Origin of the sequence: Paenibacillus naphthalenovorans, from assembly GCF_001465255.1 — a bacterium.
Taxonomy (GTDB): Bacteria; Bacillota; Bacilli; order Paenibacillales; family NBRC-103111; genus Paenibacillus_G; species Paenibacillus_G naphthalenovorans.
Genome location: NZ_CP013652.1, coordinates 1,349,172 through 1,373,304 on the forward strand (window position 1 = coordinate 1,349,172; position 24,133 = coordinate 1,373,304).

Here is a 24,133-nt window from a genome sequence, read left to right on the forward strand (position 1 = left end):
CATACACTAGAGGAGAAGTGGCTGAAAAGCCACTTCTCTTTAATTACATAACGAACCGAAATCAGGCAGGAGGAGAAAGTCATTCGAATTTTATTTATTGGCGATATCGTCGGTTCCGTCGGACGTAAGGCGCTCAAAACATGTTTGCCCAAGCTGAAAACAAAATACAACCCTCACTGGATTATTGCCAATGGAGAGAATGCCGCGGCCGGCCGGGGAATTACTTCGGCAATTACCAAAGAGTTTCTTGAGCTTGGCGTGCAAGGGATAACGATGGGAAACCATACGTGGGATCAAAAGGAAATATACGATTTCATCGACAAGGAAGACCGAATGGTTCGTCCCGCCAATTTTCCAAAGGGAACGCCGGGCCGGGGGATGACGTTCATTAAGGTGAAGGATCAGGAGCTTGCCATTATTAATCTGCAAGGACGCACCTTTTTGCCGCCGCTCGACTGCCCTTTTGAAAAAGCCGTCGAATTGGTGGAGCAAGCAAAGAAAAGAACCAAGTATATTTTAGTCGATTTTCATGCTGAAGCCACGTCGGAAAAACTGGCTATGGGCTGGCATCTTGACGGGAAAGTGACGGCTGTTGTAGGTACGCACACGCATGTACAGACGAACGACGAACGTATACTTCCGCTCGGTACGGCTTATGTAACGGATGTAGGGATGGTCGGTCCGAGAGACGGCATCCTTGGTATGGAGCGTAATGCCGTGCTTCAAAAATTCAAAACGCAGCTGCCAGTCCGGTTTGTAGTGGATGAAGGAAAATGGCATTTCCACGCGGCTTGCATCGATTTGGATCCGGCAAGCGGGCTGGGTAAAAAAATTCAACTGATTCGGATGGATGAAGACGGAGTACTCCTCGAATAAACCAGGCTATGAAAAAGAAGGAATTGACGGCCCATCTTCAGAGAGAAGGAATTATCGGGAAATTCCTAGAATATGAATAGTACTGGAAGCAATCATCATTCCCGAGGAGGTACTTTTCATGGAAGTATTAAAAGTTTCAGCAAAATCCAACCCAAATTCCGTTGCCGGCGCACTCGCCGGAGTGCTGCGTGAACGCGGGGCTGCTGAGCTCCAGGCCATCGGGGCGGGCGCTCTGAACCAAGCGATCAAAGCCGTAGCCATAGCTCGAGGATTTGTGGCTCCCAGCGGGGTTGACTTGATCTGCATACCAGCGTTTACAGATATTGTAATTGACGGGGAAGATCGGACGGCCATTAAATTGATTGTAGAACCAAGGTAAAATAAAAAGTGCATATACGGTTGCGCCAGAACACCTGTTTACGTTGTAGACAGGTGTTTTTTGTCTAGAAGGCGGAGTCTGTAAAGGGTTGGGCATCTTTTAAACGGACTCCGTGCAGGAGTTTTTTCTATGTTGAGCCAGGGAGGAAAAGCTGATGAAGGTGATCGACGGGCACTGCGATGTGCTGTTAAAAATGTACTTGGATCCGGCAATCGACTTTTACGACGTTCATACCTCGCCGATGGACGTTACCTATTCCAGAATGCTTCATTCCAATGTAAAGCTGCAATGTTTTGCAATTTATTTGCCTGAACGTATAACTCAGCCTCATTTTGACCATTATTTGGAGTATATAAATATTTTTTATCAAAAGATCGTTCGCAGCGGTCTTATACAGGCCGTCAAAACCCGCGGGGATCTGGAATTGGTCATGAACGGCCGTGTTCCCGGAGCGCTGCTGACATTGGAAGGTGCCGATGCCCTTTACGGAAACCCCCTTTATACGCGTACTCTTTATCACCTGGGGGTTCGCATGATCGGAGTGACATGGAATTATGCGAATTGGGCGGCGGACGGGGTGCTGGAACCCCGGCAAGGCGGGTTTACCCGCAAAGGAAAAAGCTTTATTAAAGATTGCAATGATCTGGGCATCCTATTGGATGTGTCCCACTTGTCGGAAGCGGCATTTTGGGATTTGGCGGCAGCTTCCGCCAAGCCGTTCGTAGCCACGCACTCCAACGTCAAGAGGCTGTGCGGACATCCCAGAAATCTGGACGATGAGCAGATCAGAGCTTTGATTCGTGTGGACGGGCGGATCGGAGTGACATTTGTACCATGGTTCGTGGAAAGCAGCGGGAAGGCAAGCGTTGACGATGTCGTAAGGCATATGGAATATATTTGTGCGTTAGGCGGTGAACGCCAGCTTGTGCTGGGTTCGGATTTTGACGGGATAGACCGTCACATTCCGGGCCTGGAGCATACTGGCCAATATGACCGTTTGGCTGAAGCGCTTTACAAAAAGTTCACAAAAGAGCAAATAGAAGGATTCTTTTATAAGAACTGGCACACATTTTTGAGTCAACACCTTCCCATTCACTGAAATTTAACATCTTTTTTATAGATATAAGACAACTAATACATTCTCAAATTGATATGGATTTAATCTAAAATAACTATCTTTAAAAAATGCTCTAAACCCTTGCTTTTTAATGCTTTACGGCATAAAATTTGTTTGACAGGTGAGAAAAATTTTTTATCTCGCTTCACAAGCGTTTTAGTGTCAAGCTGCAGCGTCAGCGAATTTAAAAGGAGTGGACAACGGTGATTAGCCAATTATCTTGGAAGGTCGGAGGACAACAGGGGGAAGGCGTGGAAAGTACCGATAAAATTTTTTCCACGGCATTGACCAGACTTGGGTACTACTTGTACGGCTACCGTCATTTTTCCTCGCGGATTAAGGGCGGGCACACAAACAACAAAATCAGAATCAGTACAAAACCGATTCGAGCCATTTCTGACGATTTGGACATACTCGTAGCTTTTGACCAAGAGACGATTGATTTGAATGCGCACGAGCTGCGTGAGAACGGCGTCATTATTGCCGATGCAAAAGTAAATCCGGTAGTTCCTGAAGGCGTGAAAGCCAGATTGTTCCCGGTTCCGATTACGGCAATCGCTGAAGAATTGGGCACTTCCTTGTTTAAGAATATGGCTGCTTCGGGCGCATCCTGGGCACTGCTCGGTTTGCCTCTCGAAGTATTTAATAAAGCGGTGGAAGAAGAGTTCGGACGCAAGGGCGCGGCTGTTGTTGAAAAGAACGTAGAAGCGGTTCGTAAAGCGGCGGAATTTGTGCTTGAACTTACGGGCGGTCCTCTTCCGGAGTTTCAATTGGAGCCTGCAGATGGCAAAACGAAGCTGTTCATGATCGGTAACGATGCTATTGGTCTAGGCGCAGTAGCCGCAGGCTGCCGATTCATGCCTGCTTATCCGATCACCCCGGCTTCCGAGATCATGGAATATCTGATCAAGACGCTGCCGAAATTTGGCGGTACGGTCATTCAAACCGAGGATGAAATTGCGGCCTGTACGATGGCGATTGGAGCCAATTACGGCGGGGTTCGCGCATTAACGGCATCGGCTGGCCCCGGCTTGTCTCTGATGATGGAAGCGATCGGTCTTGCCGGTATGACGGAAACGCCTGTCGTTATCGTCGATACGCAGCGCGGCGGTCCGAGTACGGGACTTCCTACCAAACAAGAGCAATCCGACGTGTTGGCCATGATTCACGGGACACATGGTGAAATTCCGAAAATCGTATTGTCTCCTTCTACCATTGAAGAATGCTTCTACGATACGATTGAGGCGTTTAACCTGGCTGAAATTTATCAATGTCCTGTCATTTTGCTTACAGACCTTCAATTGTCGCTGGGCAAACAAACGAGCGAACTGCTCGACTACAATAGAATTCAAATTAACCGCGGAGAATTGCAAACAGGCGATCTGCCGCAGCTTGCAGAGCATCAAATGTTCAAGCGCTATGCTTTCACTGAGAACGGCATTTCCCCTCGTTCGCTGCCTGGTCAAAAGTATGGCATTCACCACGTGACAGGGGTAGAGCATGCTGAAGACGGCCGTCCGTCCGAAAGCCCGGTAAACCGCAAAAAGATGATGGACAAACGGATGGCTAAGTTGAAGCATGTGAAAGTAACCGATCCGATCAAAGTGGATGCTCAGCATGAAAATCCGGATCTCCTGATCATCGGTATGGGATCCACCGGCGGAACGATCGACGAAGCCAGAGGCCGTTTGAACGGCAGAGGCATCACCTCGAACCACATCACGGTTCGCCTGCTTCATCCGTTCCCGGCTGAGGAACTGAAGCCTTATATTGAAAAAGCGAAAAACGTTATTGTCATTGAGAACAACGCAACGGCCCAACTGGCTTCTCTGATCAAACTTAACGTAGGCTATGCCGATAAAATCAAGAGCATGCTGAAATATGACGGTAACCCATTCTTGCCGGCTGAAATCACAAAATACTGTCAGGAGTTGAACCTTGTATGGCAACGTTAAAAGATTTCCGCAACAATATCAAACCGAACTGGTGCCCGGGCTGTGGTGACTTCTCCGTACAGGCGGCGATTCAAAGAGCGGCTGCCAATGTCGGTCTGGAACCGGAACAGCTTGCCGTTGTCTCAGGGATCGGCTGCTCCGGCCGGATTTCCGGTTACATTAATGCTTATGGGTTCCATGGTGTTCACGGACGTTCGCTTCCTATCGCACAAGGCTTGAAAATGGCTAACCGCGAATTGACCGTTATCGCGGCAGGCGGCGACGGCGACGGTTTTGCCATCGGTATGGGTCATACGGTTCATGCGATCCGCCGTAACATTAACATTACCTACATTGTCATGGACAACCAAATTTACGGCTTGACCAAAGGTCAGACTTCTCCGCGCAGCGCTGAGGGCTTCAAGACGAAATCGACCCCTTCAGGTTCGATCGAATCCGCACTGTCCCCGCTGGAAGTGGCTCTGGCTGCAGGCGCAACGTTCGTAGGTCAATCGTTCTCGAGTAACTTGAAGCAGTTGACTACGTTGATCGAAGAAGGAATTAAACATGAAGGCTTCTCCTTTATCAACGTATTCAGCCCATGTGTTACATTCAATAAAGTGAATACCTATGAGTGGTTCAAAGAGCATATCGTTGATCTGGAGGAGACGCCGGATTACGATCCGTCCAATCGTATTGCAGCAATGACCAAGATCATGGAAACCAACAGCCTGGTTACCGGTTTGATCTATCAAGATAAAACCAAAAAGAGCTATGAGAATTTGGTCGCCGGCTTTAAGCCAGAAGGACTTGCTAAGCAAGACTTGAAGATCAGCGAACAAGATTTTGAAAAATTGGTGGCTGAATTTAAATAATTTTCCGAACTTTATTAAAGCATACGGCGCTGGCCGTATGCTTTTTTCGCTTGGGTTGGGTATAATGTGAAGAGAAGTGCAGGCGGAAGAAAAAGGAGTGTAGGGTATGAAGCAGGTGCCTATCGGTGTGTCCGCAAGACATATTCATTTATCGAAGGAGCATATTAAGCTGCTGTTCGGTCCGGATTATGAACTTCAAGTGCTGAAAGAGCTGTCGCAGCCCGGACAGTTTGCGGCAAAAGAAACGGTTACTGTCGTTACCCCCAAAGGGCAAATAGATAAGGTCCGCATTCTTGGTCCGGCGCGCAGTCGATCGCAGCTGGAAATATCCCGAACCGATGCCTTTACACTGGGGATCGACCCGCCTGTAAGAGAATCGGGGCATATTGAGGGAACGCCGGGGATCAGAGTTATTGGCCCTGCCGGGGAGGTCGAACTGGAGGAGGGGGTTATTGTAGCGGCAAGACATATTCATTTTCATACAGACGATGCGGCCAAGTGGGGCATTACGGATAAACAGAAGCTGACCGTTCGAATTGAGGGGGAACGCGCGGTTACATTCGAGCAGGTTATCGCCCGTGTTTCAGATCAATTTGCGCTTGATATGCACATTGATACCGATGAAGCCAACGCCGCGGGCGTGAAGACCGGGGATATCGGTTTTATATTGTCGTAGGATGCGGAGGATTCTTTTGAAATGCATGCCGTATTAATGATATAATAAAGGGTATGATCTTCGCGGCAAATTGCAGTTCAGGAGGAATTCGAGGAATGACGACGACAAAACAAAAATCCGAGAAAGATTATTCGATATATTTTCAGCCTCCTTCTCTCACAGACGCCAAAAAAAGAGGGAAAGAAGACATTGAGGTTCATTACGATTTCAACATCCCCGAAGAGCTGCGTGAGCTCGGGAAGGACAAGTATTATCTGATTCAAACGTACGGCTGTCAAATGAACGAGCATGATACGGAGACGATCAAGGGCTTGCTTGAGCAGATGGGCTATCGAGCGACCGAGGACCGCCGGCAAGCGGATATTATTCTGCTGAATACATGCGCCGTTCGGGAGAACGCGGAAGATAAGGTATTCGGCGAGCTCGGCCACTTGAAGCACCTGAAGACGGAGAAACCGTCGCTGCTGCTCGGCGTTTGCGGCTGTATGTCTCAAGAAGAGGCGGTGGTGAACCGCATTCTCAAGAAGCATCCGTTCGTTGATCTGATTTTCGGTACGCACAACATCCATCGCCTGCCTGTTCTGGTGAAAGAAGCGATGTTCAGCAAAGAGATGGTTGTTGAGGTATGGTCCAAGGAAGGCGACATCATCGAGAACCTGCCTAAGAAGCGCGAAGGAATCAAAGCATGGGTCAACATTATGTACGGCTGCGACAAGTTCTGTACTTACTGTATCGTGCCGTATACGCGCGGAAAGGAACGAAGCCGCCGTCCGGAAGATGTTATTGCAGAGGTACGCGATTTGGCGCGGCAGGGCTTTAAGGAGATTATGCTGCTCGGCCAGAATGTAAATGCATACGGGAAGGATTTTGAAGATTCCAATTACCGTTTTGGGGATTTGATGGACGATATCCGTAAAATAGATATCCCGCGGGTCCGCTTCACTACCTCGCATCCGCGCGATTTTGACGATCACCTGATCGAGGTGCTGGCTAAGAAAGGCAACCTGATGGAGCATATCCACCTTCCGGTGCAATCGGGAAGCAACGAAATTTTAAAGCGAATGAGCCGCAAGTACACGCGTGAGCGTTATTTGGAGCTGGTGAGCAAAATCAAGAAAGCAATCCCCGATGTCGTCTTGACGACAGATATTATCGTGGGTTTTCCCGGCGAAACCGAGGAGCAATTCGAGGAAACCGTTTCGCTTGTGCGTGAAGTTGGCTTTGACAGCGCGTTTACGTTCATTTATTCTCCCCGGGAAGGCACGCCCGCTGCGGATATGGAAGATAATGTTCCTCTTCAAGTGAAAAAAGAACGATTATACCGCCTCAACAATGTCCTTAATGAATTCAGTAAGGCTAGCAACGAGAAGCTGAAGGGCCAAACGCTTGAAGTGTTGGTTGAGGGCGAGAGCAAAAACAATCCGAACGTATTGGCCGGCCGCACGCGTACGAACAAGCTGGTGCATTTTGAAGGGCCGAAGGAGTTGATCGGAAAGTTTGTGCAAGTGAAAATTACAGAAACCCCGACGTTCTATATCAAAGGCGAATGGGTGCAGGAAGCGATAGTTCATTAAGTTAAAGATTAGGGGCGTGTGACGCATATGGCGGAGCAAAAATATACGAATTGCGGCATGGAATTGTACCACAACAAGGATCTAATCGTCCGTGAGGATATTATGGCCAAAGCGAAGGAGCTTGCGGCACTTTTGTCTACTTCCAACGAGGTTCAGTTTTTTCAAAAGGCTGAGAAGCAGATCGCCAATAACGATCATATCCAGTCACTGATCAGCGCCATTAAGAAAAAGCAGAAGGAAATCGTAGCTTTCGAGACTTTCCAGAATCAGAAAATGGTGGACAAAATCGAGAAGGAAATCGAGGAACTGCAAAATGAGCTTGACGCGATTCCGATCGTAAGTGAGTTCAAGCAGTCTCAGGAGGATATCAACTATCTGCTTCAGCTTGTAATGACAGTGATTCGAGATACGATTTCAGAAACGATTACGGTTGAGCAAGGAACGGTAACCAGCTCCTCCTGCAGTGACTAAGATATAACCAAGATGTAACTATAGGACCGATTGTGCATTGTCATAGGGCGCATGTCGGTCTTTTTATTTTACAGAGTCTGGTATATGATTGGAGCGGAAAATAGATACTATTGAGAAAAAAGTGGAAGGAGTACGAAAATGTCAACGACGATGAATCCTATACCGGGTCCTAAGGGGCTGCCCTTTTCGGGTAATTTGTTTGCGTTTCGAAAAGACCCTTTGGGTTTTCTTACGAAAGTGCAGCGCGAATACGGAGATGTAGTGTATATTCGCTTTGGGCCGTCCCGTCATGTCTATTTGATCAGTGACCCGGAGCAGATCAAGGACATTTTGCTTACCAAGCAGCACGCATTTCATAAGGCGAAGGGCTTGCAAACGGCCAAAGCGGTTGTGGGCGAAGGGATTCTCACGAGCGAAGGCGAAAAGCATATGCGGCAGCGAAGGCTGCTGCAGCCTTCCTTTCGCAAGGATCGGATCGGCCAGTATGCGGAAGCGATGGTGGACTATACGGAACACATGCTGCAGACCTGGCGGCCCGGCGAGACGCGCATCGTAACGGAGGACATGATGCAGCTGACGCTCGATATCATCACCCATACGATGTTTGGAACAGGTATTACAAGCGGTATAAACGAAATCGGCCGTGCGATTGAAGTCGGGATGAAATATGTCAGCCATAAGGCCTCGTCGTTTTTGGATATTCCGGAATCCATTCCGACCAAGAGTAATGTGGAGTTTAAGCGGTCGGCCCAAACGCTGGACCGTGTCATCCTCGGTATTATTGAAGAGCGGCGCAAAAAGCCTGATGCCAACAGAGAAGATTTGCTGTCCATGCTGTTGGAGGCCAGGGACGAAGAAACGGGAACGGGGATGAGTGATAAGCAGGTTCGCGATGAGGTGATGACGATCTTTCTGGCTGGACATGAAACGACGGCAAACACGCTGTCCTGGACCTGGTATTTGCTTTCTCAGAATCCGGAAGCGGAGCAGAAGTTTCATGAAGAGCTGGATCGTGTGCTGGGCGGCCGCAGGCCGACACATGACGATATAGACCAATTGAAGTACACCCGGCAGATCGTCTGGGAGTCCATGAGGGTGTACCCTGCTGTCTGGGCCGTGAACCGTCAAGTGGTCAAGGAGGTTGAGATTGGCGGACGCCTTTACAAGCCGGGCGACACCTTGATGATGAGCCAATTCGTCATGCACCGGAACCCCAAATATTATGAGGAGGCAGACCGGTTTCTTCCAGAGCGGTTTGAAGGGGACTTGCTCAAGCAAATTCCTCAGTTTGGCTATTTTCCGTTTGGCGGCGGTCCAAGGGTGTGCATCGGCAATCATTTCGCTCTGATGGAAGCTACGCTGCTTCTTGCAACCATCGGGAGCCGTTACAAGCTGCGGTTAGCGCCCGATCACCACGAGGTGCGGCCGGAACCCCTTGTGACACTTCGACCTAAGAACGGCCTGAAAATGGTGGTGACAGCAAGAAAGGAATAAAATACGGGAAAAGCGGATATGCTTTTTTTACAGAAAATTTAGACTTGAAAGGAGGCTTTGTTGTGGATCTCGTCAGATTTACGATACACCCGAACAATGAGGCCGAGCTTAAGGCTCTGATGGATGAAATCAATGCCCACTCCATTCTCACGGAAACGGAGAAACAGCAGCTATTGGAAGAGCTGAACGACCTGCAATACGAAGTAGAGCAACCCTAAAAATGGACCCTTCTCCGGTTCGAGACTTGAGGGTCTTTGAATGGGTGGGGGAAAAGTCCCCGGAATTCATCTTGTCGGACAGTTGTGTTACAATATAGCGGTAAGCGTGATGTGAGATGAGGTGAATCCCGGTGGAAAAAGACGTTTTAACCCGGTTCGGCGTATCGATGCCGGAGGAATTGATTAAGCAGTTTGACCAGTACATTACGGACCAAGGTTACACCAATCGATCTGAAGCGATACGGGATTTGGTGAGAAGAGTGCTCCTTGAACCCGGGGGGCTGCCGGGGGATCAGCTTGTGGCGGGAACGATTGTGATGGTGTACGATCATCATGTGACGGATCTCCCCTTATATTTGATGGAGCTGCAGCACGATTATCATCATTCTATTATTTCGACAATGCATGTGCATTTGAACCACGACCAATGTCTGGAGATTATCGCTGTCCGCGGCAATCTTTCCGAATTAAGAGAGTTAAAGCAAAAAATTCAGGTGCAAAAGGGCGTTTTATACGCGGAGTTATCCGTTACTTACGTGGATGAACACGGATCAACCGGATCAAAGCATCAGCATACATAAATCAAAGACCCGGAGTTATCGCTAACCGGGTCCTCATTTGTTACGAACGCGGGATGAAAATAGGGTAGGCTCCATGAATGGAGCAAAGGAGGTTCGGCTGACGGGCTGTCGGCTAAGAGCAGAATAGGTGAAGAAGGGGACACTAGGGAAAAAATCCTCTTGCTTCTTTCATAAATTTGTCATCGAATAACGCAGGACGAAGTATTTTTTCGAACGGAATTGTGGTATTTTGATAGACAAAAGCAAAAATCAGCTATCCGCAACCGAAAGGGGTCTATACGTTACATGGCGACAATCATACTGCTGCTTTGCTTGATTGTGATGGGTTCTTTCTTCAGTGTTTCCTTTGTTCTATTTTTTCAGAAAAAAAAGACCTTGGGATTTCTTTTCATAGCTCTTGGATTCATTAGCGCCTTCTTCTTTTACTATGCGATCTTTAATGGCTGGCTTGCTCTGCCGGAGGCTAAGTAAACGCAATGGACGGACGTAATCGTAAAGATATAGCGCCAGGTGCGGAAGTGGATATTGTGCTGAAGCAGGATCAGCGAACAGGCAAGCTGACCCGCGGAATCGTAAAGGATCTGCTGACCAAGTCATCTGTGCATCCGCATGGCATTAAAGTGAGGCTGACAGACGGCCAAGTCGGACGAGTCAAGCAAATCATCAAGCCCTGAATAGAAATAGTTTGCAGCCTTCCCGCGTACAATGAAAACAGCAGAGGGAAGGAGAGTTTGCGGATGGAAACGTTCGGCAGAGGGTGTCTGTACCTTGTGATCGGCTTCATTGTTGTTTTTGTCTTCGCATGGATCACACGGAGTACAATCAACATTCCCTGGTTTATTTTGATTCCTCTTGTGATTTTAGCTTTCTGGATAGCAGGTAAAAAGGGCAAATGAGCAAAGGACCTGGATCAGCCTCTTTGGATCATTGTAATGGACTGCCGTTGTATCCGGAAAGACCACCTTCGCATGCCCATTTGTTTCAGGGATGGTCCTCACTCGTGCTTGGCCATGTCCATCTCGTCGAATTTTTTACTTATCCGGTCAACGGAAGCGCGACGGATCAGCATGTGCATACATATCAAGGTCATACTTCAGTAGCTGTCGGACACTTTCATCGTTTCATCGGAAGGACAGGTTGCGCAATCCCGCTGCCGGACGGCTCGCATTATCATGACATAGACGCTATTGTTGACGAGGAACCTTTTGAGTTCAAAAAAGGCTATTATGTTACGGTAAGCCGGATAAAACCGCATACCCATGAATTTAAGGGATTTACCGGAACCGGACTCGGCTACGAACCTGCAGAGGGGTAAGGATAGAGTGTTGAAAGAAGAGACTTGGCTCATGGGCCGAGTCTTTTTTAATTCCGACGAATTCAGTGTATTCTGATGAGTTTACCTACATTATTCCATTATGGATAAAACACTAGATAAAAATGGATTATATACTATTTATTTTAAATAAAATTGAAAGAAATTTTCGTTTTTATTGGCATCATTCCAAAAATAGACGAATTGATTATTCCAAATTGAAATAAAGTTAGGTATAATAGAGGTGCGATATTGGAAAGCGGGGAGGGAGTCTCGTGAAAAGCCGGAAACATACTTTCAACCAATGGGCGAATATATTTTGGACATTTTTCAAAATCGGCCCTGTCACCTTCGGCGGCGGATACGCGATGATTCCAGCCATCGAAAGGGAAGTCATCAATAAGCGGCACTGGATTACGCAGGATGAGATGAGTGGAGTCTTGTCGGTGGCCGGGTCGGCGCCGGGAGGAATCGGGGTCAACGCAGCCGCATTCATCGGGTACCGATTGGCGGGAATTCCGGGAGCTGCGGCGGCGGTAGCCGGCATGACACTGCCGACGTTCGTTATCGTGTTCTTATTGAGCCTTGGCTTCAGCCAGGTGGTTGATTATCCAAAAGCAACTGCGGCATTTCAAGGCATTCAAGGCGCGATTGCGGCGTTAATTATCATCTCGGCATACAACATGGGCAAATCATCCGTGGTGGATCGAACGACATTGGTCACGGCAGCATGTACGGTCGTCCTGCTGCTGGTGTTTCATTTGTCCCCTCTGCTTGTCATTGTCGCCGGGCTCATCATCGGACATTTACTTGTTCTTATTAAAAACAAACTTGGGGTTGTTGTGCGCTACAATAAAGAAGCTGCAGCAACTACGACATCTACGGGCTATAAATATGCGGATTATTATATAGCCGACGGGATTTGACGGATCGGGGTGTCCCCTATGCTTTGGAGCTTGTTTTATGTATTTTTGCAAATCGGGTTCGTATCGTTTGGCGGCGGCTATGCGATGATCCCTGTCATCCGTCATCAAGTTCTTCAATACGGGTGGATTTCCGAAAAGGAATTTTCCGAACTGGTGGCACTTGCGGGGATGTCGCCTGGACCGATTGCCACCAACAGCGCAACCTTAATAGGTTATAAAACGGCCGGTCTCGCCGGAGCGGCGGTTTCCACACTGGGAATGATTCTTCCTTCTCTGCTGCTTATCATTCTGATTTCCGCTTTCTTTTATAAAGTGCAAAAGGCCGATTGGGTGAAAGCGACGTTTTACGGATTAAAGCCTGTAGTGACGGGAATGATTATTTACGCAGCGATTCACTTTGGCATACCGAACGGTGGTTCCGGTTTGCTTTCCTGGCAAACAGCCGGTACCTTGATTATCATGGCGCTTTGTATTATTGCGCTGCTGAAATACCGGATGCACCCGTTTGCGGTGATCGTCTTGTCAGGACTGCTCGGTATTGCATTCTTTTAACAATAACTGAATGAATACGTTTTTCTTGCTTCTGCTTGTGGTACAATGAGGGTTGGATTGTTGGATTATCGGAGTGATGCTCATTGTTGAAACTGCCTGTAGAATCGATCCTTCCGGAATTGAAGGACAAATTAAAAACGCATACCAACGCGGTGCTGATTGCTGCGCCGGGGGCAGGGAAGACGACCCGCGTACCGCTTGAGCTTCTTTCCGAGCCTTGGCTTGGCTCCCGCAAGATCATTATGCTGGAGCCCCGGCGTTTGGCCGCAAGGGCCGCTGCACGCTTCATGGCTGCGATGCTTGGAGAGCAGGTGGGAGAGACCGTCGGATACCGGGTGCGTTCGGATACAAACGTCAGTACCAAAACGCGAATCGAAGTCATCACCGAAGGGGTATTGACCCGTATGCTGCAGAGCGATCCCTCCCTGGAAGGGGTAGGACTCGTCATCTTTGACGAGTATCATGAGCGCAGCATGCAGGCCGATCTGGGACTGGCCTTATGTCTGGAAGCCCAGGCTGTTCTTCGTGAGGATTTGCGGCTGCTGGTGATGTCCGCCACATTGGACGCCGCGCCCATAGCCGCGCTGATGCATGATGCGCCGGTCATCGTGAGTGAAGGCCGAAGCTTTCCCGTGGAGACCCGATACTTGAGCCGTCGGCCGGAAGGACGAATAGAACCTGTGGTCGTAAGGGAAATCATCCGCGGGCTGTCGGAAGGGGAAGGCGATCTTCTGGTCTTTTTGCCGGGTGCTGCCGAGATTCGGCGGGTAGAAAGTCTCCTGGCCGGCATGAACTTGGGAGCTAATATCCGAGTGGCTCCGCTGTACGGCCAAATGCCGCAGAAAGCGCAGGATCGCGCGGTGGCGCCATGCGGTCCCGGCGAACGCAAGATTGTACTGGCGACGTCGATCGCCGAATCCAGCCTCACCGTGGAAGGGGTAAGGATAGTTGTGGACAGCGGGTTGATGCGGGTGCCGCGCTTCTCGCCGCGTACAGGAATGACTCGGCTTGAGACGGTGCCCGTTTCCCGCGCTTCAGCGGATCAACGGCGCGGGCGGGCGGGCCGTCAGGCACCCGGCCTATGCTTTCGGCTGTGGACGGAACAGGAAGAGAGAAACTTCGCGCAGTATACAACGCCGGAAATATTGGAAGCCGATCTCGCTCCGCTGGCGCTCGAGTTGGCCGCCTGGGGCGTGTCCGATCCGGAACAGTTATCCTGGCTGGATCCGCCGCCGGCCGCTGCGTACTCACAGGGCCGCAACCTGCTCAAGCAGCTTGGCGCACTCGATGCAGCGGGAGCGATCACGGCTTACGGACGCCGGATGGTGGAGCTCGGGATGACGCCCAGATTGGCGCATATGGTGCTTCAGGCGATTCCTTTGGGCTATGGAGGGCTGGCTTGCGAACTTGCGGCGCTGCTTAGCGAACGGGACATGCTGCGCTTTGAGGCTGGCGTTCCCGATGCGGATTTGAGGCTGCGCGTGGAAGCGCTGGCCCGCCCGGAGGCACTTCCTGCCGGGGTTACGGTCGACCCCTCGATCAGGCAAAGAGTGAAGATGGAAGCCAAGCATTGGAAGCATTCGCTCGGATTACCGCTGCAGCAGGAAGCGGCAATTGCCGAAGCGTGCGGCTGGCTGCTCGCTTACGCTTACCCGGACCGGATAGCACAAAGAAGAGGCGGCGGACGTTATTTGCTCAGCAGCGGTCGGGGGGCCGTCTTCGGAACACAGCAGCCCTTATCTTATGCGCCTTATGCAGTTGCGGCCGAGCTTGATGATCAAGGAGCGGAGAGCCGAATTCACTTGGCGGCTCCGTTGGATGCGGATGTCATATACAGACATCATGCGGAACGTATTGTAACGGAAGATACGGTCGCCTGGGATGGCGGTTCCCAGTCGGTTAGGTCAAGACGGTGCGATCGGCTCGGAGCGCTGGTTTTGCGGGAGGAACCTCTGTCAAACCCGGATCCGGATAAATGGCTGGAGGCATTGCTTGACGGAATCGCAGAGGAAGGCTTAACCATACTGCCATGGACCAAAGGGGCCAAACAGCTGCGTCAGCGTATGGGTTACATGCAGAGGCATCATCCCGATTGGCCTGACGTATCGGAGTCCGGTCTTATCGCCGGCCTGAAACACTGGCTTGCTCCGCATGTGTATGGCATGAGAAGCCGAGACGATCTTCAGCGGGTGAATCTGACGGTTGCGCTCGAATCCATGCTGTCGTGGCCGCAGAAGCAAGCCTTGGATGAGAGTGTCCCGACACATATCGTGGTGCCGAGCGGCTCGCGCATTCCTGTCGATTACAGCGATCCCGACGCACCTGTCCTGGCCGTACGCCTGCAGGAGCTGTTCGGACTTCAGGAGACGCCGCGTATCGCAGGGGGGAAAGTGCCCCTTGTGCTGCACCTGCTGTCCCCGGCGCAACGCCCCGTACAAGTGACGAGGGATTTAGCAAGCTTTTGGCGGGAGGCTTATTTTGAAGTGAAGAAAGATTTGAAGGGGCGGTATCCGAAGCACTATTGGCCGGATGATCCGCTCGCCGCCATTCCGACGCATCGCGCCAAGCCGCGAAACCAGGCATAAGCCCGGCGGCTGTTATGGATGATACCTGAATTTGCCCCATCGCAAAGGACATAGGAAAAGCCGCACCGGATTTCCCGGGCGGCTTGCTTTATGCTAATAGCGGAAAACATTCGATCTCGTTTGGCCGCTGCGCAGAAGCCGCCAACCCAAATAGATCAACACTGCGGCAATCACCAAATTGAGCAGCTTCAACAGCCAATACAGCATCAGTCCGACCCCGGCGGCCATCATCAGAGCGCTGCAGACTTTTTTCAAAGTGGAATCCGCCTCCATCCACAGCTTGTAGCCGAAGCCGACCATCACCAGAGCGACCAGATAAGCGAGCAGAGCGGCCAATCCGCCCCAAGCGATTAATCCCCAAACCCCGATCACGATCATAACGGCACCGCTCACGCTTTTTATATTCCATTTCATCGCTGTTCACCCGTCCTTTTACGGATTGTCTTTGTTTTTATTGTAAACGAAGGGCGGCTGGCTGAAAACCGTCCGAAGACGGTTCGTTAACTGGACCTTGGTCGAGCACCGGGTCCGGAGCTGTTTTCATGGGATTAGGCATTTTCTTCAGAGAGCGATATAATTAGTAATAAAATGGATAAAAGGAGACGACATGGCGTTTAAATCCAGGTTTTTAACTATATATTTCGGGTTATTCGCTCTGTATGCCATTTTGATTGGCATCTATTTGTGGCTGACTTCAGGCGATCAGATCCCGGATGCCCTTAAAGGAACCGCCGCAGATCCCGCCACATTTTTGACGGAAACTCAGCTGCAGCAAAGCGAGGTTTATTCCGTACTGCGCAATTGGCTCTTTTTTATCGGTTATCCTTGGGAATGGGCGATTTATCTCGTGCTGTTGTTCACCGGTACTGCCGCGCGATGGCAGGAGAAGCTGGCGAACACAGCCATGCCGGGTTATGTCCGGTTTCCTGTATTCGTGCTTTGGCTGAGCATTGTTTCTTTTGCCGCTCTGCTGCCGCTTCGATTGGCCGGATACGCCCTGGCCCGTTACTACGGCGTATCGACCCAAGCAGTCTGGAGCTGGATCCGGGACAATGCGGTTTCATTCTCGATCCATTATGTGATGCTGGCGCTTGTCTCTTCCGTCGCATTCTTCTTTATTCGCCGCGGAGGACGCTGGTGGCTGAAGCTGTGGCTGCTGTCCGTGCCGTTCATTCTCTTTCTGATGTATATACAGCCCGTGGTTATTGATCCGCTCTACAACGAGTTTAACCGGCTTTCCAACCCGCAGCTCGAGCAGAAAATTTTAGCTTTGGCGGATAAAGCGGATATTCCGGCGCACAGGGTGTATGAAGTGAAGGTGTCGGAGAAGACGAATGCGCTGAACGCTTATGTCAACGGGATCGGCTCCAGCCTGCGGATTGTGCTTTGGGATACGACGCTGCAGAGGCTGGACGAGAATGAGATTCTGCTGATCATGGCTCATGAGATGGGTCATTATGCGATGCACCATTTGGAGTGGAGTGCTTTGGGTTCCGTTGCCTCCTCATTTTTCCTGCTTTGGATTGGCAGCATGCTCTATAAGGCGATGATTCAGCGGTGGGGCTCTCGATGGGGCATTCGAAAAGCGGGTGATGCTGCCGCCCTTCCGGTACTGCTGCTCATTATTTCCCTGCTTTCCTTTGCCTTCAGTCCTGCGGCCAATTTCATATCCAGACAGGCGGAGCGGTCGGCTGACGAGTATGCGATTCGTTTAATCGGCAGTACGGAAGGAGCGGTGACAATGTACCAGAAGCTTGCCGCAGCTTCTCTTAGTGAAATGAATCCGCCGCTGCTGGTGAAGCTGTTCCGGTCCACCCATCCAAGCTTGATGGAACGCATTGCAGGTGTTCGGATTCATGAAGAAAGAAAATAAGGAGCTGCAGCTATACTTGATGTGCGGAATGGCCACGTCACCGGATTTTATGGAAGACTTCCGGTATGAGCTAAGCAGACGGATGATAAAAGCGGGCTTGTCCGCGACCTCGCAGCTTTTATTCCCGTACGGGGATTGGAGCCGCAAAGCGGCTGCCCAAATGCTCGAGATTACCCATGATACGGCGCTTGGCCCTAAACAGTTTGCACGTTCTGTCGGAGGTCGCCGGGCAGCGCAAGAGGTTAGCAGAGGCCATGCGGCATTTCGCGGAATTCGCGTGTTCATCGGTCATAGCGGGGGCGGAGTGGCAGCAGCGCATGCGTCCCGCCTTTTGCTGCAGAATCATGCTGAAAAAGATGATCTCAGGCACTTCATTATTCAAATCGGTTCGCCTAAGTGTGCTGTGCATCCTGAAGATCAACGGGACACGCTCTATATCAGATTCGGCGGGGATGGCCGCAGGACGGATCCCGTGACCCGTATGGGCAGTTGGGGAGGATGGGAAAAAGCGGCGGGAAGATGGTGGCGCTGGAATCCGGAAAAGTACGCGCCGGCAAGCCGTGTTCAGCTTTCTTTAATCGGAGGCCATGCCGATTATTTCAGGCGCCATGATCCTTTTGTCTCTGGGGAAGGCGTGTCCAATCTGGAGATAATGACGGATTGCATCCAACGCTGGCTGAAGGAGAGAATGAATGCAGCCGCCATGCTTTAATTACAGGGTCCCCGACCCGAAAAATAGCCTTGCAAACGCTTACCGTATAACTTATGATATAGTAAATTTATTCATAGGAGAGGACTGATGCAGCATATGAGAGTGTGTGAAATCACCGTACGCAGAGATATGGAAGCGCAGGAGCTGCAGTGGATATCGCATCAAGCCAGCCTATTTAGTTCGGATGTCATGTTCAAGTATGAAAACCTGAATCTTCAATTGGATGCCAAAAGTTTATTGGGGATGATGCTGCTTCCCATTCGGCGAGGTACGAAGCTGACGGTTCAAACGAGAGGAAAAGACGAACTTGAAGCGTTGGAGCATCTCATTCTCTTATTGGAGAAACAAGATGCACCGCGCGAACAAGGCTAATTTCATGAACCCGCGGGATCGGGGTTTTTGAGGTTATTGCCGCTGATCGCGTTTTAACTGCACATCAAGCACAAACGTGCCGAACGGAACGAGCGATGCGATCAAAGCGCCGATTCCCCGCATAATCGACCAACGATGCACGAACATCACCTGCGCAACCGCGATAAGGAATAGAATGAAGAGCAGCCCGTGCAGCGCTCCTACGATCCTGACGGCCATAGGAAAATCGGCAAAATATTTGAGCGGCATGGCGATCAAGAGGAGCACAAGATAAGATATCCCTTCGTACAAAGCGGCGAGACGAAGACGCCCTAAAGGCGTTCTCCATGTCATAAATGCACACCTCCTTATAATACAATACTTTCATTATATACCAATTTTGCGGCAGATCTATGGCTGAATTTATTTGTTCGGAATATGTTCAATTTGTCGGTTCGTTTCATCATGGAGACAGGGAAAATATAGCTTGTGAAAGAGGTTGAAAATTCCGCTTTTTTGATTCACAATGGGTAAGGGTCTGTACCGGACGAGAACTCCATCATTTCCAAACATCGGGCGATAGAAAAGGAGGCTTGCCGCATGAACGGGCTCGAAATCGTGAGTACCATCGTGGTTATGAACGTGGTGTATGTATCTCTATTTACGATCCGTATCATTCTCGTAATGAAAGCAAGGCGATTGTTGGCCGCTTTGATCAGCATGGCTGAAGTGTTCATCTATTTAATGGCATTAAATATTGTACTGAAAAATATTGATGAACCAATTAATCTGGCCGCGTATTGTCTTGGCTGGGGTGCAGGCGTATGGCTCGGCATTAAAATAGAGGAATGGCTGGCGCTTGGGTATACGACTCTGCAGATTGTAGTCGATCATGAAGCAAACTTGCTTCCGCTCCAGCTGCGTGAGAAAGGCTTTGGCGTGACGAGCTGGTTGGCGGAGGGCCGGGACGGCCCCCGGTTGGTCATGCAGGTGCTTGCCAAACGGAATCAAGAAAAAAATCTGATGAAGCTCATTGAAAATATCGCGCCCAAGGCCTTCGTGATTTCGTATGAACCTCGGACGTTCCGCGGCGGGTTCTGGACCAAAATTCTGAAGCGCTAACCGCTTCACACTAGAAGAGCAATAGACCCTTTATTTGTTCTGCGGCTCTTTTATGCTGTTGCTGCGTTCCTCATATTGATCTTATGATGTTGTCATTTACCAAGGAGTATGAAGAAGACTAAAATCCCGTGCGGCAGGTCGTTTCATGCAATAATTCAAGCACTCCAGCATTCGCCGGATATCTTTGTCCTTCAGTGCTCCGAGCGCAGCGATCTGAAGCCAATTGCGTTTAAGCAAATAATCGCTCTCGTACTGCAGTTCAAAGCCTTGGTCGTACAAGTTGAAAAGGAACGGCTCCGAACGAGATGACGCAATCCAGCGCCAGAAGAAGCCCGTGTCTGCTGCTAATTTGTTTCAATCGATCCAGATCGTTCAAGACTCCGGTGGAAGTCTCCCCATGAACCGCCCACATCCATCCGTACCCTCCAGAGTTCGCGGTTTCCTCCAAACGCTCGTAATCCAAGGGCTCTCCATAGGGGGATGGAATGACATCAAAATCCAGATCCCAGCGGCAGATGACGATAAAGCTTGAGCTCCCGGGTTGTACCCGAAATGATGCCCATATCATACTCATGACGGCTCAAATAACGGTCCAAGAAACGTATTAAACCATATAAAAGCGAACTGCCCCGATAAGGCTTCTTCCGGCATTGCGTGCTCCCGCATTGCCGCTGCCCAGCGTACGTAAATCTCTCCCGTCCTTTAAGCGGACGATCCAATACCCTGCAAAAAAGCCTCCCAGCAAATAATTTAAGACCAGCATACTTGCTTCCATCCATTGCATCTCAACCATACTCCCAAGCAACCGCCGTATTCTTGAGCCTAACCCTAGCTAGGATCATTTTTATATTAAGGCCTGAAGCTTCGTGCAAAAAGTACTATTTTGATCTAGTACTTGGTCATCAGTTCGCTTCTTTACATGAAACGGGGATTGCGGGATTTGTCGGCTTATCCGTTTCGTGTCTGCGATGAGCTTTGAATGGCGAAGGTAGGCATCGGTTATGTAAACGAGGAATATAATGGTGTTATGACCGTAGTGAATAAGTAATCTGGTGATGAAGTTAAGAAATGACTGCGCGAGGAATACATGAAGCTTTCAAACCTTGGAATTTGTTTCATGACCGGACTCCGAGGTGAAGTACTGCATGTGTATATCGGGAAGGGGGAAGGAGAGATGCCGGCTAAAGTGGAGCGGGACTTAGGAGGACAAGCTTCTTATGGCGGCTCCGGCAAAACTCCCGGTATGGGGAGATCCACAAAACCGCGGCTTCGCTGGACAAGCTTTCTGCTAAACCTTTACTGCCGGTTCCAAGACGATGATGTTCCCGCCATGGGTGCGCAGCTGACTTATTACTTGATACTGTCCTTTTTTCCTTTCCTTATCTTCGTTATTGCGGTTCTCAGCTTTACCGATCTTCACACTCGGGACGGGATCAGGAGCCTGGCTCAGATCATGCCGGACACGTCCATCCAGTTGATTCAGAGCGTGCTTCAAGAAATGGATGGCTCGAACAGCGGTTCTCTGCTTTCTCTCGGTTTAGCGGCCGCTTTATGGTCAGCGTCCAACGGAGTCAATGCGGTCATCAAGGCTTTGAACAAGGCTTACGATGAAGAGGAGAACAGACCTTACTGGAAGGTTCGCGGTATTTCCGTACTGTTCACCGTTATTTTGGCGATGGGGATATTATTTACGTTCATCATGCTGGTTTTCGGCCGACTGATCGGAGAGGCGCTATACAGCTTCTCGCTTATGCCCGGCAGCTTCGAGACCTTTTGGAGAATCGGCCAGTTTGCCATTCCTTTGGTTGTTATGGTAATTGTGTTCGCGCTCTTGTACCGCTATACGCCGAATTTGCGGCTGACTTTCAGGGAAGTGCTGCCCGGGGCCGTTTTCGCGACCTTGGGCTGGGTGGTTACATCATTGTTGTTTTCGTTTTATGTGAACAACTTCGGCAGCTACACCAAAACATACGGAAGCATCGGAGGCATCATTGTGCTGCTCATGTGGCTTTATTTGTCAAGCATGATTATCGTGCTGGGGGGCGAGATGAATGCCGTGCTGCATTGTCACAAGGAAGGAAAACGGAGGCCAAGCTGCAAAACATTTGCGTTCGCTCTGCCCTTGCCTTTCGGCAAGAAAAATCGGCACAAATGAAGCATACCCATAGTTTTCAACAGCCGGAAAAAGAGCTGTCGACCAAACAGCACCGCAATGGCAGCTAAACAAGCGTACGGGAACCGCCTGAGGGCGGTTTTTTTGCATGGATCGGCGACGCCTTTACTCGCTAAGCAGACTTGACAGAATGCATCGGAGCGGATATCGTCTTTCTATGAGCCAAGACGTTTCTGGATTTGGGCAGCGGAAATCAACCATCAAACCGTACAGGGGGAGCCGCGGTGGAATTATGGATGATCTATTGGATTACAATCAATTTTGTCGCATTTTTCATCATGGGATACGATAAATCTCAGGCGAAAAAAGGCAGCCGGAGAATAGCCGAGCATACGCTTTTTCTTATTGCTGCGGCCGGAGGAGCTTTAGGCATGTGGTTCGGTATGCGAAAATGGAGACATAAGACAAAGCATGTTTCTTTTGTATACGGAATTCCGCTGCTTGTTGTCTTTAACGCGGCGATCGCTTTTTATTTCGGCTCAGCCTGATGCGGCTCCGAGTCCTATCGATGTTGGAGGATGTCTATGGAGGCAAGAATGGACTATGTTTTGCTTCCCGTTGTTAATTTCATCGAAAAACACTGTCTGAACTGGTTTCGGGCAGTGTTTTTTTATGCTGCGGCTAGTGACGGAAAGAAACGTCTGTGTTACACTATTAATTATTCGTGACACGATCAAATATAAAAAGATTCGGAGTGGAAAAAAGTGAAGAGGCAATTCTTTCGCATGACCCTGGTATTCATTGCGGCATGTTTTCTGATCAGCCTTATGGCAGGCTGTTCGAAGGAAACGGAGCAGCGTTCGGAAACGAACAATGAAGAACTTATACTGGCTGTCGGTTCCGAACCGGATACAGGCTTTGACCCGACTGCCGGCTGGGGACGTTACGGGTCGCCGCTTTTCCAAAGCACACTGCTGAAGCGGGATCATGAACTGCGCATCGTCAATGACCTCGCGACCGGCTACGAAATTAGCGGAGACGGGAAGGTATGGACGGTGAAGCTTCGCAACGATGCAAAGTTTTCCGACGGCAAGCCGTTAACTGCGCAGGACGTGCAGTATACATTTGAGACCGCTGCAAAGAGCGGCTCGGTCATTGATCTGACGAATATGCAAAGCGTAAAAGCCATCGACGAATATACCGTGCAGTTTACTTTGAAAGAAGCGCAGTCGACCTTCATCTATTTGCTGGTTACGACAGGGATCGTTCCGAAGCATGCGCACGGCCCGAATTATGCGTCCAACCCGGTCGGATCGGGGCCTTATCGGCTCGTGCAGTGGGATAAAGGACAGCAGTTGATTGTGGAGGCGAATCCGGAATATTACGGGACCAAGCCTTTCTTTAAGAAGCTGACGTTTTTGTTTCTGAATGAGGATGCTGCTTTTGCCGCAGCCAAGGCCGGTAAGGTGGACATTTCGTACATCCCCGCTGCATTCAGCAAGCAGACGGTGGAAGGAATGCGCCTTGAAGCCGTACGCACCGTCGATAACAGAGGGATTGTATTTCCTGTTGTCCCTTCCGGCGGCAAAACAAAAGACGGTCATCCGATCGGTAACGATGTAACGGCCGATATCGCCATTCGCAAAGCGATAAATATGGCGATCGACCGCAATGCCCTTGTAAAGGGCGTGCTGGAGGGGTATGGAACCCCGGCATACACGGTCAACGACGGTCTTCCTTGGTCAAACCCGAAAACGGTCTTCCCGGACGCTGATCTGGAAGGAGCCAAAAGTCTGTTGGCGAATGCCGGCTGGAAGGACTCCGACGGCGACGGCATTGTAGAGAAGGGCGGCTTGAAAGCGGAATTCCCGCTCATCTATCCGGCCAGCGATGTGACGCGCCAGTCTCTTGCGATTGCGGCAGCGGATCATATCAAGGCGATAGGCATTAACATCAAGGTCGAAGGCAAGAGCTGGGACGATATCAAAACGATGATGCACTCCAGTGCCGTGTTGTTCGGCTGGGGAAGCCACGACCCGCTCGAGATGTACAATCTGTTCAGCACGAAATATCGCGGTATCGAATATTACAACGCCGGCTATTACAGTAATCCGGTCGTCGATCAATATATGGAGCAAGCGCTGAAGGCGACCAGTGAGGAAGCGGCCATGGAGTTCTGGAAAAAAGCGCAGTGGGATGGTACCACCGGTGTAAGCGCCTTGGGCGATGCGCCTTGGGCATGGCTTGTGAATATCGATCATCTGTATTTGGTCAAGGACGGACTCGATATCGGAAAGCAGAAAATACACCCTCATGGTCACGGATGGCCGGTGACGGACAACATCGAAGAGTGGAAATGGCTGAAATAGAGGGAGAACGGAGTCATTACCCC

27 protein-coding genes are annotated in these 24,133 nt (G+C 50.1%); 23 read left to right on the top strand and 4 right to left on the bottom strand.

The features are described from left to right. The first annotated feature begins 81 nt into the window (after window positions 1-81). The 16 genes from IJ22_RS06510 to hrpB all read left to right on the top strand — a co-directional run bounded on the left by IJ22_RS06510 (window position 82) and on the right by hrpB (window position 15,570). A complete protein-coding gene (locus tag IJ22_RS06510) occupies window positions 82-876 on the top strand; it encodes a TIGR00282 family metallophosphoesterase (RefSeq protein WP_062408040.1) in 795 nt (264 codons plus the stop codon). A 118-nt stretch (window positions 877-994) separates the two neighbouring features. Next, complete coding sequence (locus IJ22_RS06515) at window positions 995-1,255, top strand: stage V sporulation protein S (RefSeq protein WP_006286829.1); 261 nt, start codon at window positions 995-997, stop codon at window positions 1,253-1,255. A gap of 154 nt (window positions 1,256-1,409) precedes the next feature. Continuing rightward, window positions 1,410-2,354: a dipeptidase gene (locus IJ22_RS06520; protein WP_054818121.1), complete on the top strand. Its 945-nt coding sequence runs from the start codon at window positions 1,410-1,412 to the stop codon at window positions 2,352-2,354. A 221-nt stretch (window positions 2,355-2,575) separates the two neighbouring features. Further along, window positions 2,576-4,327: a 2-oxoacid:acceptor oxidoreductase subunit alpha gene (locus IJ22_RS06525; RefSeq protein WP_074728473.1), complete on the top strand. Its 1,752-nt coding sequence runs from the start codon at window positions 2,576-2,578 to the stop codon at window positions 4,325-4,327. After that, a complete protein-coding gene (locus tag IJ22_RS06530) occupies window positions 4,315-5,181 on the top strand; it encodes a 2-oxoacid:ferredoxin oxidoreductase subunit beta (protein ID WP_054818122.1) in 867 nt (288 codons plus the stop codon). The genes IJ22_RS06525 and IJ22_RS06530 overlap by 13 nt, the downstream gene beginning before the upstream one ends. 106 nt (window positions 5,182-5,287) lie before the next feature. After that, window positions 5,288-5,857, top strand: a complete 570-nt coding sequence (gene pduL / locus IJ22_RS06535; protein ID WP_062408042.1) for a phosphate propanoyltransferase — start codon at window positions 5,288-5,290, stop codon at window positions 5,855-5,857. Window positions 5,858-5,952: 95 nt separating this feature from the next. After that, entirely contained in the window at window positions 5,953-7,431 is a 1,479-nt protein-coding gene (gene miaB / locus IJ22_RS06540; protein WP_062408044.1) for a tRNA (N6-isopentenyl adenosine(37)-C2)-methylthiotransferase MiaB, read from the top strand. A 27-nt stretch (window positions 7,432-7,458) separates the two neighbouring features. Then, window positions 7,459-7,902, top strand: a complete 444-nt coding sequence (locus tag IJ22_RS06545; protein ID WP_054818157.1) for a YlbF/YmcA family competence regulator — start codon at window positions 7,459-7,461, stop codon at window positions 7,900-7,902. Between the two features lie 138 nt (window positions 7,903-8,040). Then, window positions 8,041-9,396 carry a cytochrome P450 gene (locus IJ22_RS06550; RefSeq protein WP_139170816.1) on the top strand — a complete coding sequence of 452 codons (1,356 nt, stop codon included), beginning with the start codon at window positions 8,041-8,043 and terminating at the stop codon, window positions 9,394-9,396. A 62-nt stretch (window positions 9,397-9,458) separates the two neighbouring features. Further along, window positions 9,459-9,614 (top strand): hypothetical protein, encoded by a 156-nt coding sequence (locus IJ22_RS26470; protein ID WP_162492396.1) that lies wholly within the window; start codon window positions 9,459-9,461, stop codon window positions 9,612-9,614. Window positions 9,615-9,745: 131 nt separating this feature from the next. After that, window positions 9,746-10,195, top strand: coding sequence for a nickel-responsive transcriptional regulator NikR (gene nikR, locus IJ22_RS06555; protein ID WP_074728475.1), 450 nt, complete (start codon window positions 9,746-9,748; stop codon window positions 10,193-10,195). 476 nt (window positions 10,196-10,671) lie between these two features. Continuing rightward, window positions 10,672-10,869, top strand: coding sequence for a YwbE family protein (locus IJ22_RS06565; protein WP_062408046.1), 198 nt, complete (start codon window positions 10,672-10,674; stop codon window positions 10,867-10,869). Window positions 10,870-11,087: 218 nt separating this feature from the next. After that, window positions 11,088-11,510 carry a YmaF family protein gene (locus IJ22_RS06570; protein WP_062408047.1) on the top strand — a complete coding sequence of 141 codons (423 nt, stop codon included), beginning with the start codon at window positions 11,088-11,090 and terminating at the stop codon, window positions 11,508-11,510. Between the two features lie 272 nt (window positions 11,511-11,782). Next, window positions 11,783-12,433: a chromate transporter gene (locus tag IJ22_RS06575; protein WP_082660709.1), complete on the top strand. Its 651-nt coding sequence runs from the start codon at window positions 11,783-11,785 to the stop codon at window positions 12,431-12,433. 18 nt (window positions 12,434-12,451) lie between these two features. Then, a complete protein-coding gene (locus IJ22_RS06580; protein ID WP_062408049.1) occupies window positions 12,452-12,985 on the top strand; it encodes a chromate transporter in 534 nt (177 codons plus the stop codon). Between the two features lie 83 nt (window positions 12,986-13,068). Then, window positions 13,069-15,570: an ATP-dependent helicase HrpB gene (gene hrpB / locus IJ22_RS06585; protein ID WP_201023596.1), complete on the top strand. Its 2,502-nt coding sequence runs from the start codon at window positions 13,069-13,071 to the stop codon at window positions 15,568-15,570. Window positions 15,571-15,663: 93 nt separating this feature from the next. Here hrpB and IJ22_RS06590 read toward each other — a convergent pair whose 3' ends face one another. After that, window positions 15,664-15,984 (bottom strand): hypothetical protein, encoded by a 321-nt coding sequence (locus IJ22_RS06590; protein ID WP_062408051.1) that lies wholly within the window; start codon window positions 15,982-15,984, stop codon window positions 15,664-15,666. 193 nt (window positions 15,985-16,177) lie between these two features. On the opposite strand from IJ22_RS06590, the gene IJ22_RS06595 reads away from it, so the two are divergent. From IJ22_RS06595 to IJ22_RS06605, 3 genes are all read left to right on the top strand, one after another. Next, window positions 16,178-17,443 (top strand): M48 family metallopeptidase, encoded by a 1,266-nt coding sequence (locus IJ22_RS06595; RefSeq protein WP_062408053.1) that lies wholly within the window; start codon window positions 16,178-16,180, stop codon window positions 17,441-17,443. Then, window positions 17,427-18,155 (top strand): hypothetical protein, encoded by a 729-nt coding sequence (locus tag IJ22_RS06600; RefSeq protein ID WP_062408054.1) that lies wholly within the window; start codon window positions 17,427-17,429, stop codon window positions 18,153-18,155. Before IJ22_RS06595 ends, IJ22_RS06600 begins: the two co-directional genes overlap by 17 nt. Before the next feature lie 87 nt (window positions 18,156-18,242). After that, window positions 18,243-18,527, top strand: coding sequence for an HPr family phosphocarrier protein (locus IJ22_RS06605; protein ID WP_235594270.1), 285 nt, complete (start codon window positions 18,243-18,245; stop codon window positions 18,525-18,527). Window positions 18,528-18,560: 33 nt separating this feature from the next. On the opposite strand, the gene IJ22_RS06610 is transcribed toward IJ22_RS06605, so the two are convergent. After that, on the bottom strand, window positions 18,561-18,860 hold the full coding sequence (locus IJ22_RS06610; RefSeq protein WP_054818129.1) for a DUF3817 domain-containing protein: 300 nt from the start codon (window positions 18,858-18,860) through the stop codon (window positions 18,561-18,563). 246 nt (window positions 18,861-19,106) lie between these two features. Between IJ22_RS06610 and IJ22_RS06615 the strand changes: the two genes are divergently transcribed. Further along, window positions 19,107-19,628: a DUF2179 domain-containing protein gene (locus IJ22_RS06615; RefSeq protein WP_054818130.1), complete on the top strand. Its 522-nt coding sequence runs from the start codon at window positions 19,107-19,109 to the stop codon at window positions 19,626-19,628. A 259-nt stretch (window positions 19,629-19,887) separates the two neighbouring features. Here the strand turns inward: IJ22_RS06615 and IJ22_RS25980 are convergent, their stop codons facing one another. Together IJ22_RS25980 and IJ22_RS06625 are read right to left on the bottom strand one after the other, a co-directional pair. Further along, complete coding sequence (locus IJ22_RS25980) at window positions 19,888-20,202, bottom strand: pyridoxal-phosphate-dependent aminotransferase family protein (protein WP_145862501.1); 315 nt, start codon at window positions 20,200-20,202, stop codon at window positions 19,888-19,890. Window positions 20,203-20,232: 30 nt separating this feature from the next. Beyond that, window positions 20,233-20,412 carry a glycerol-3-phosphate acyltransferase gene (locus IJ22_RS06625; protein WP_062408058.1) on the bottom strand — a complete coding sequence of 60 codons (180 nt, stop codon included), beginning with the start codon at window positions 20,410-20,412 and terminating at the stop codon, window positions 20,233-20,235. 333 nt (window positions 20,413-20,745) lie between these two features. Here IJ22_RS06625 and IJ22_RS06630 point away from each other — a divergent pair, with 333 nt between their 5' ends. The 3 genes from IJ22_RS06630 (at window position 20,746) to IJ22_RS06640 (ending at window position 24,110) form a co-directional block, all read left to right on the top strand. Further along, a complete protein-coding gene (locus tag IJ22_RS06630) occupies window positions 20,746-21,783 on the top strand; it encodes a YihY/virulence factor BrkB family protein (protein ID WP_062408060.1) in 1,038 nt (345 codons plus the stop codon). Between the two features lie 254 nt (window positions 21,784-22,037). Further along, window positions 22,038-22,289 carry a DUF1294 domain-containing protein gene (locus IJ22_RS06635; RefSeq protein ID WP_062410884.1) on the top strand — a complete coding sequence of 84 codons (252 nt, stop codon included), beginning with the start codon at window positions 22,038-22,040 and terminating at the stop codon, window positions 22,287-22,289. Between the two features lie 279 nt (window positions 22,290-22,568). After that, a complete protein-coding gene (locus IJ22_RS06640) occupies window positions 22,569-24,110 on the top strand; it encodes an ABC transporter substrate-binding protein (RefSeq protein ID WP_235594333.1) in 1,542 nt (513 codons plus the stop codon). Window positions 24,111-24,133: the final 23 nt, after the last annotated feature.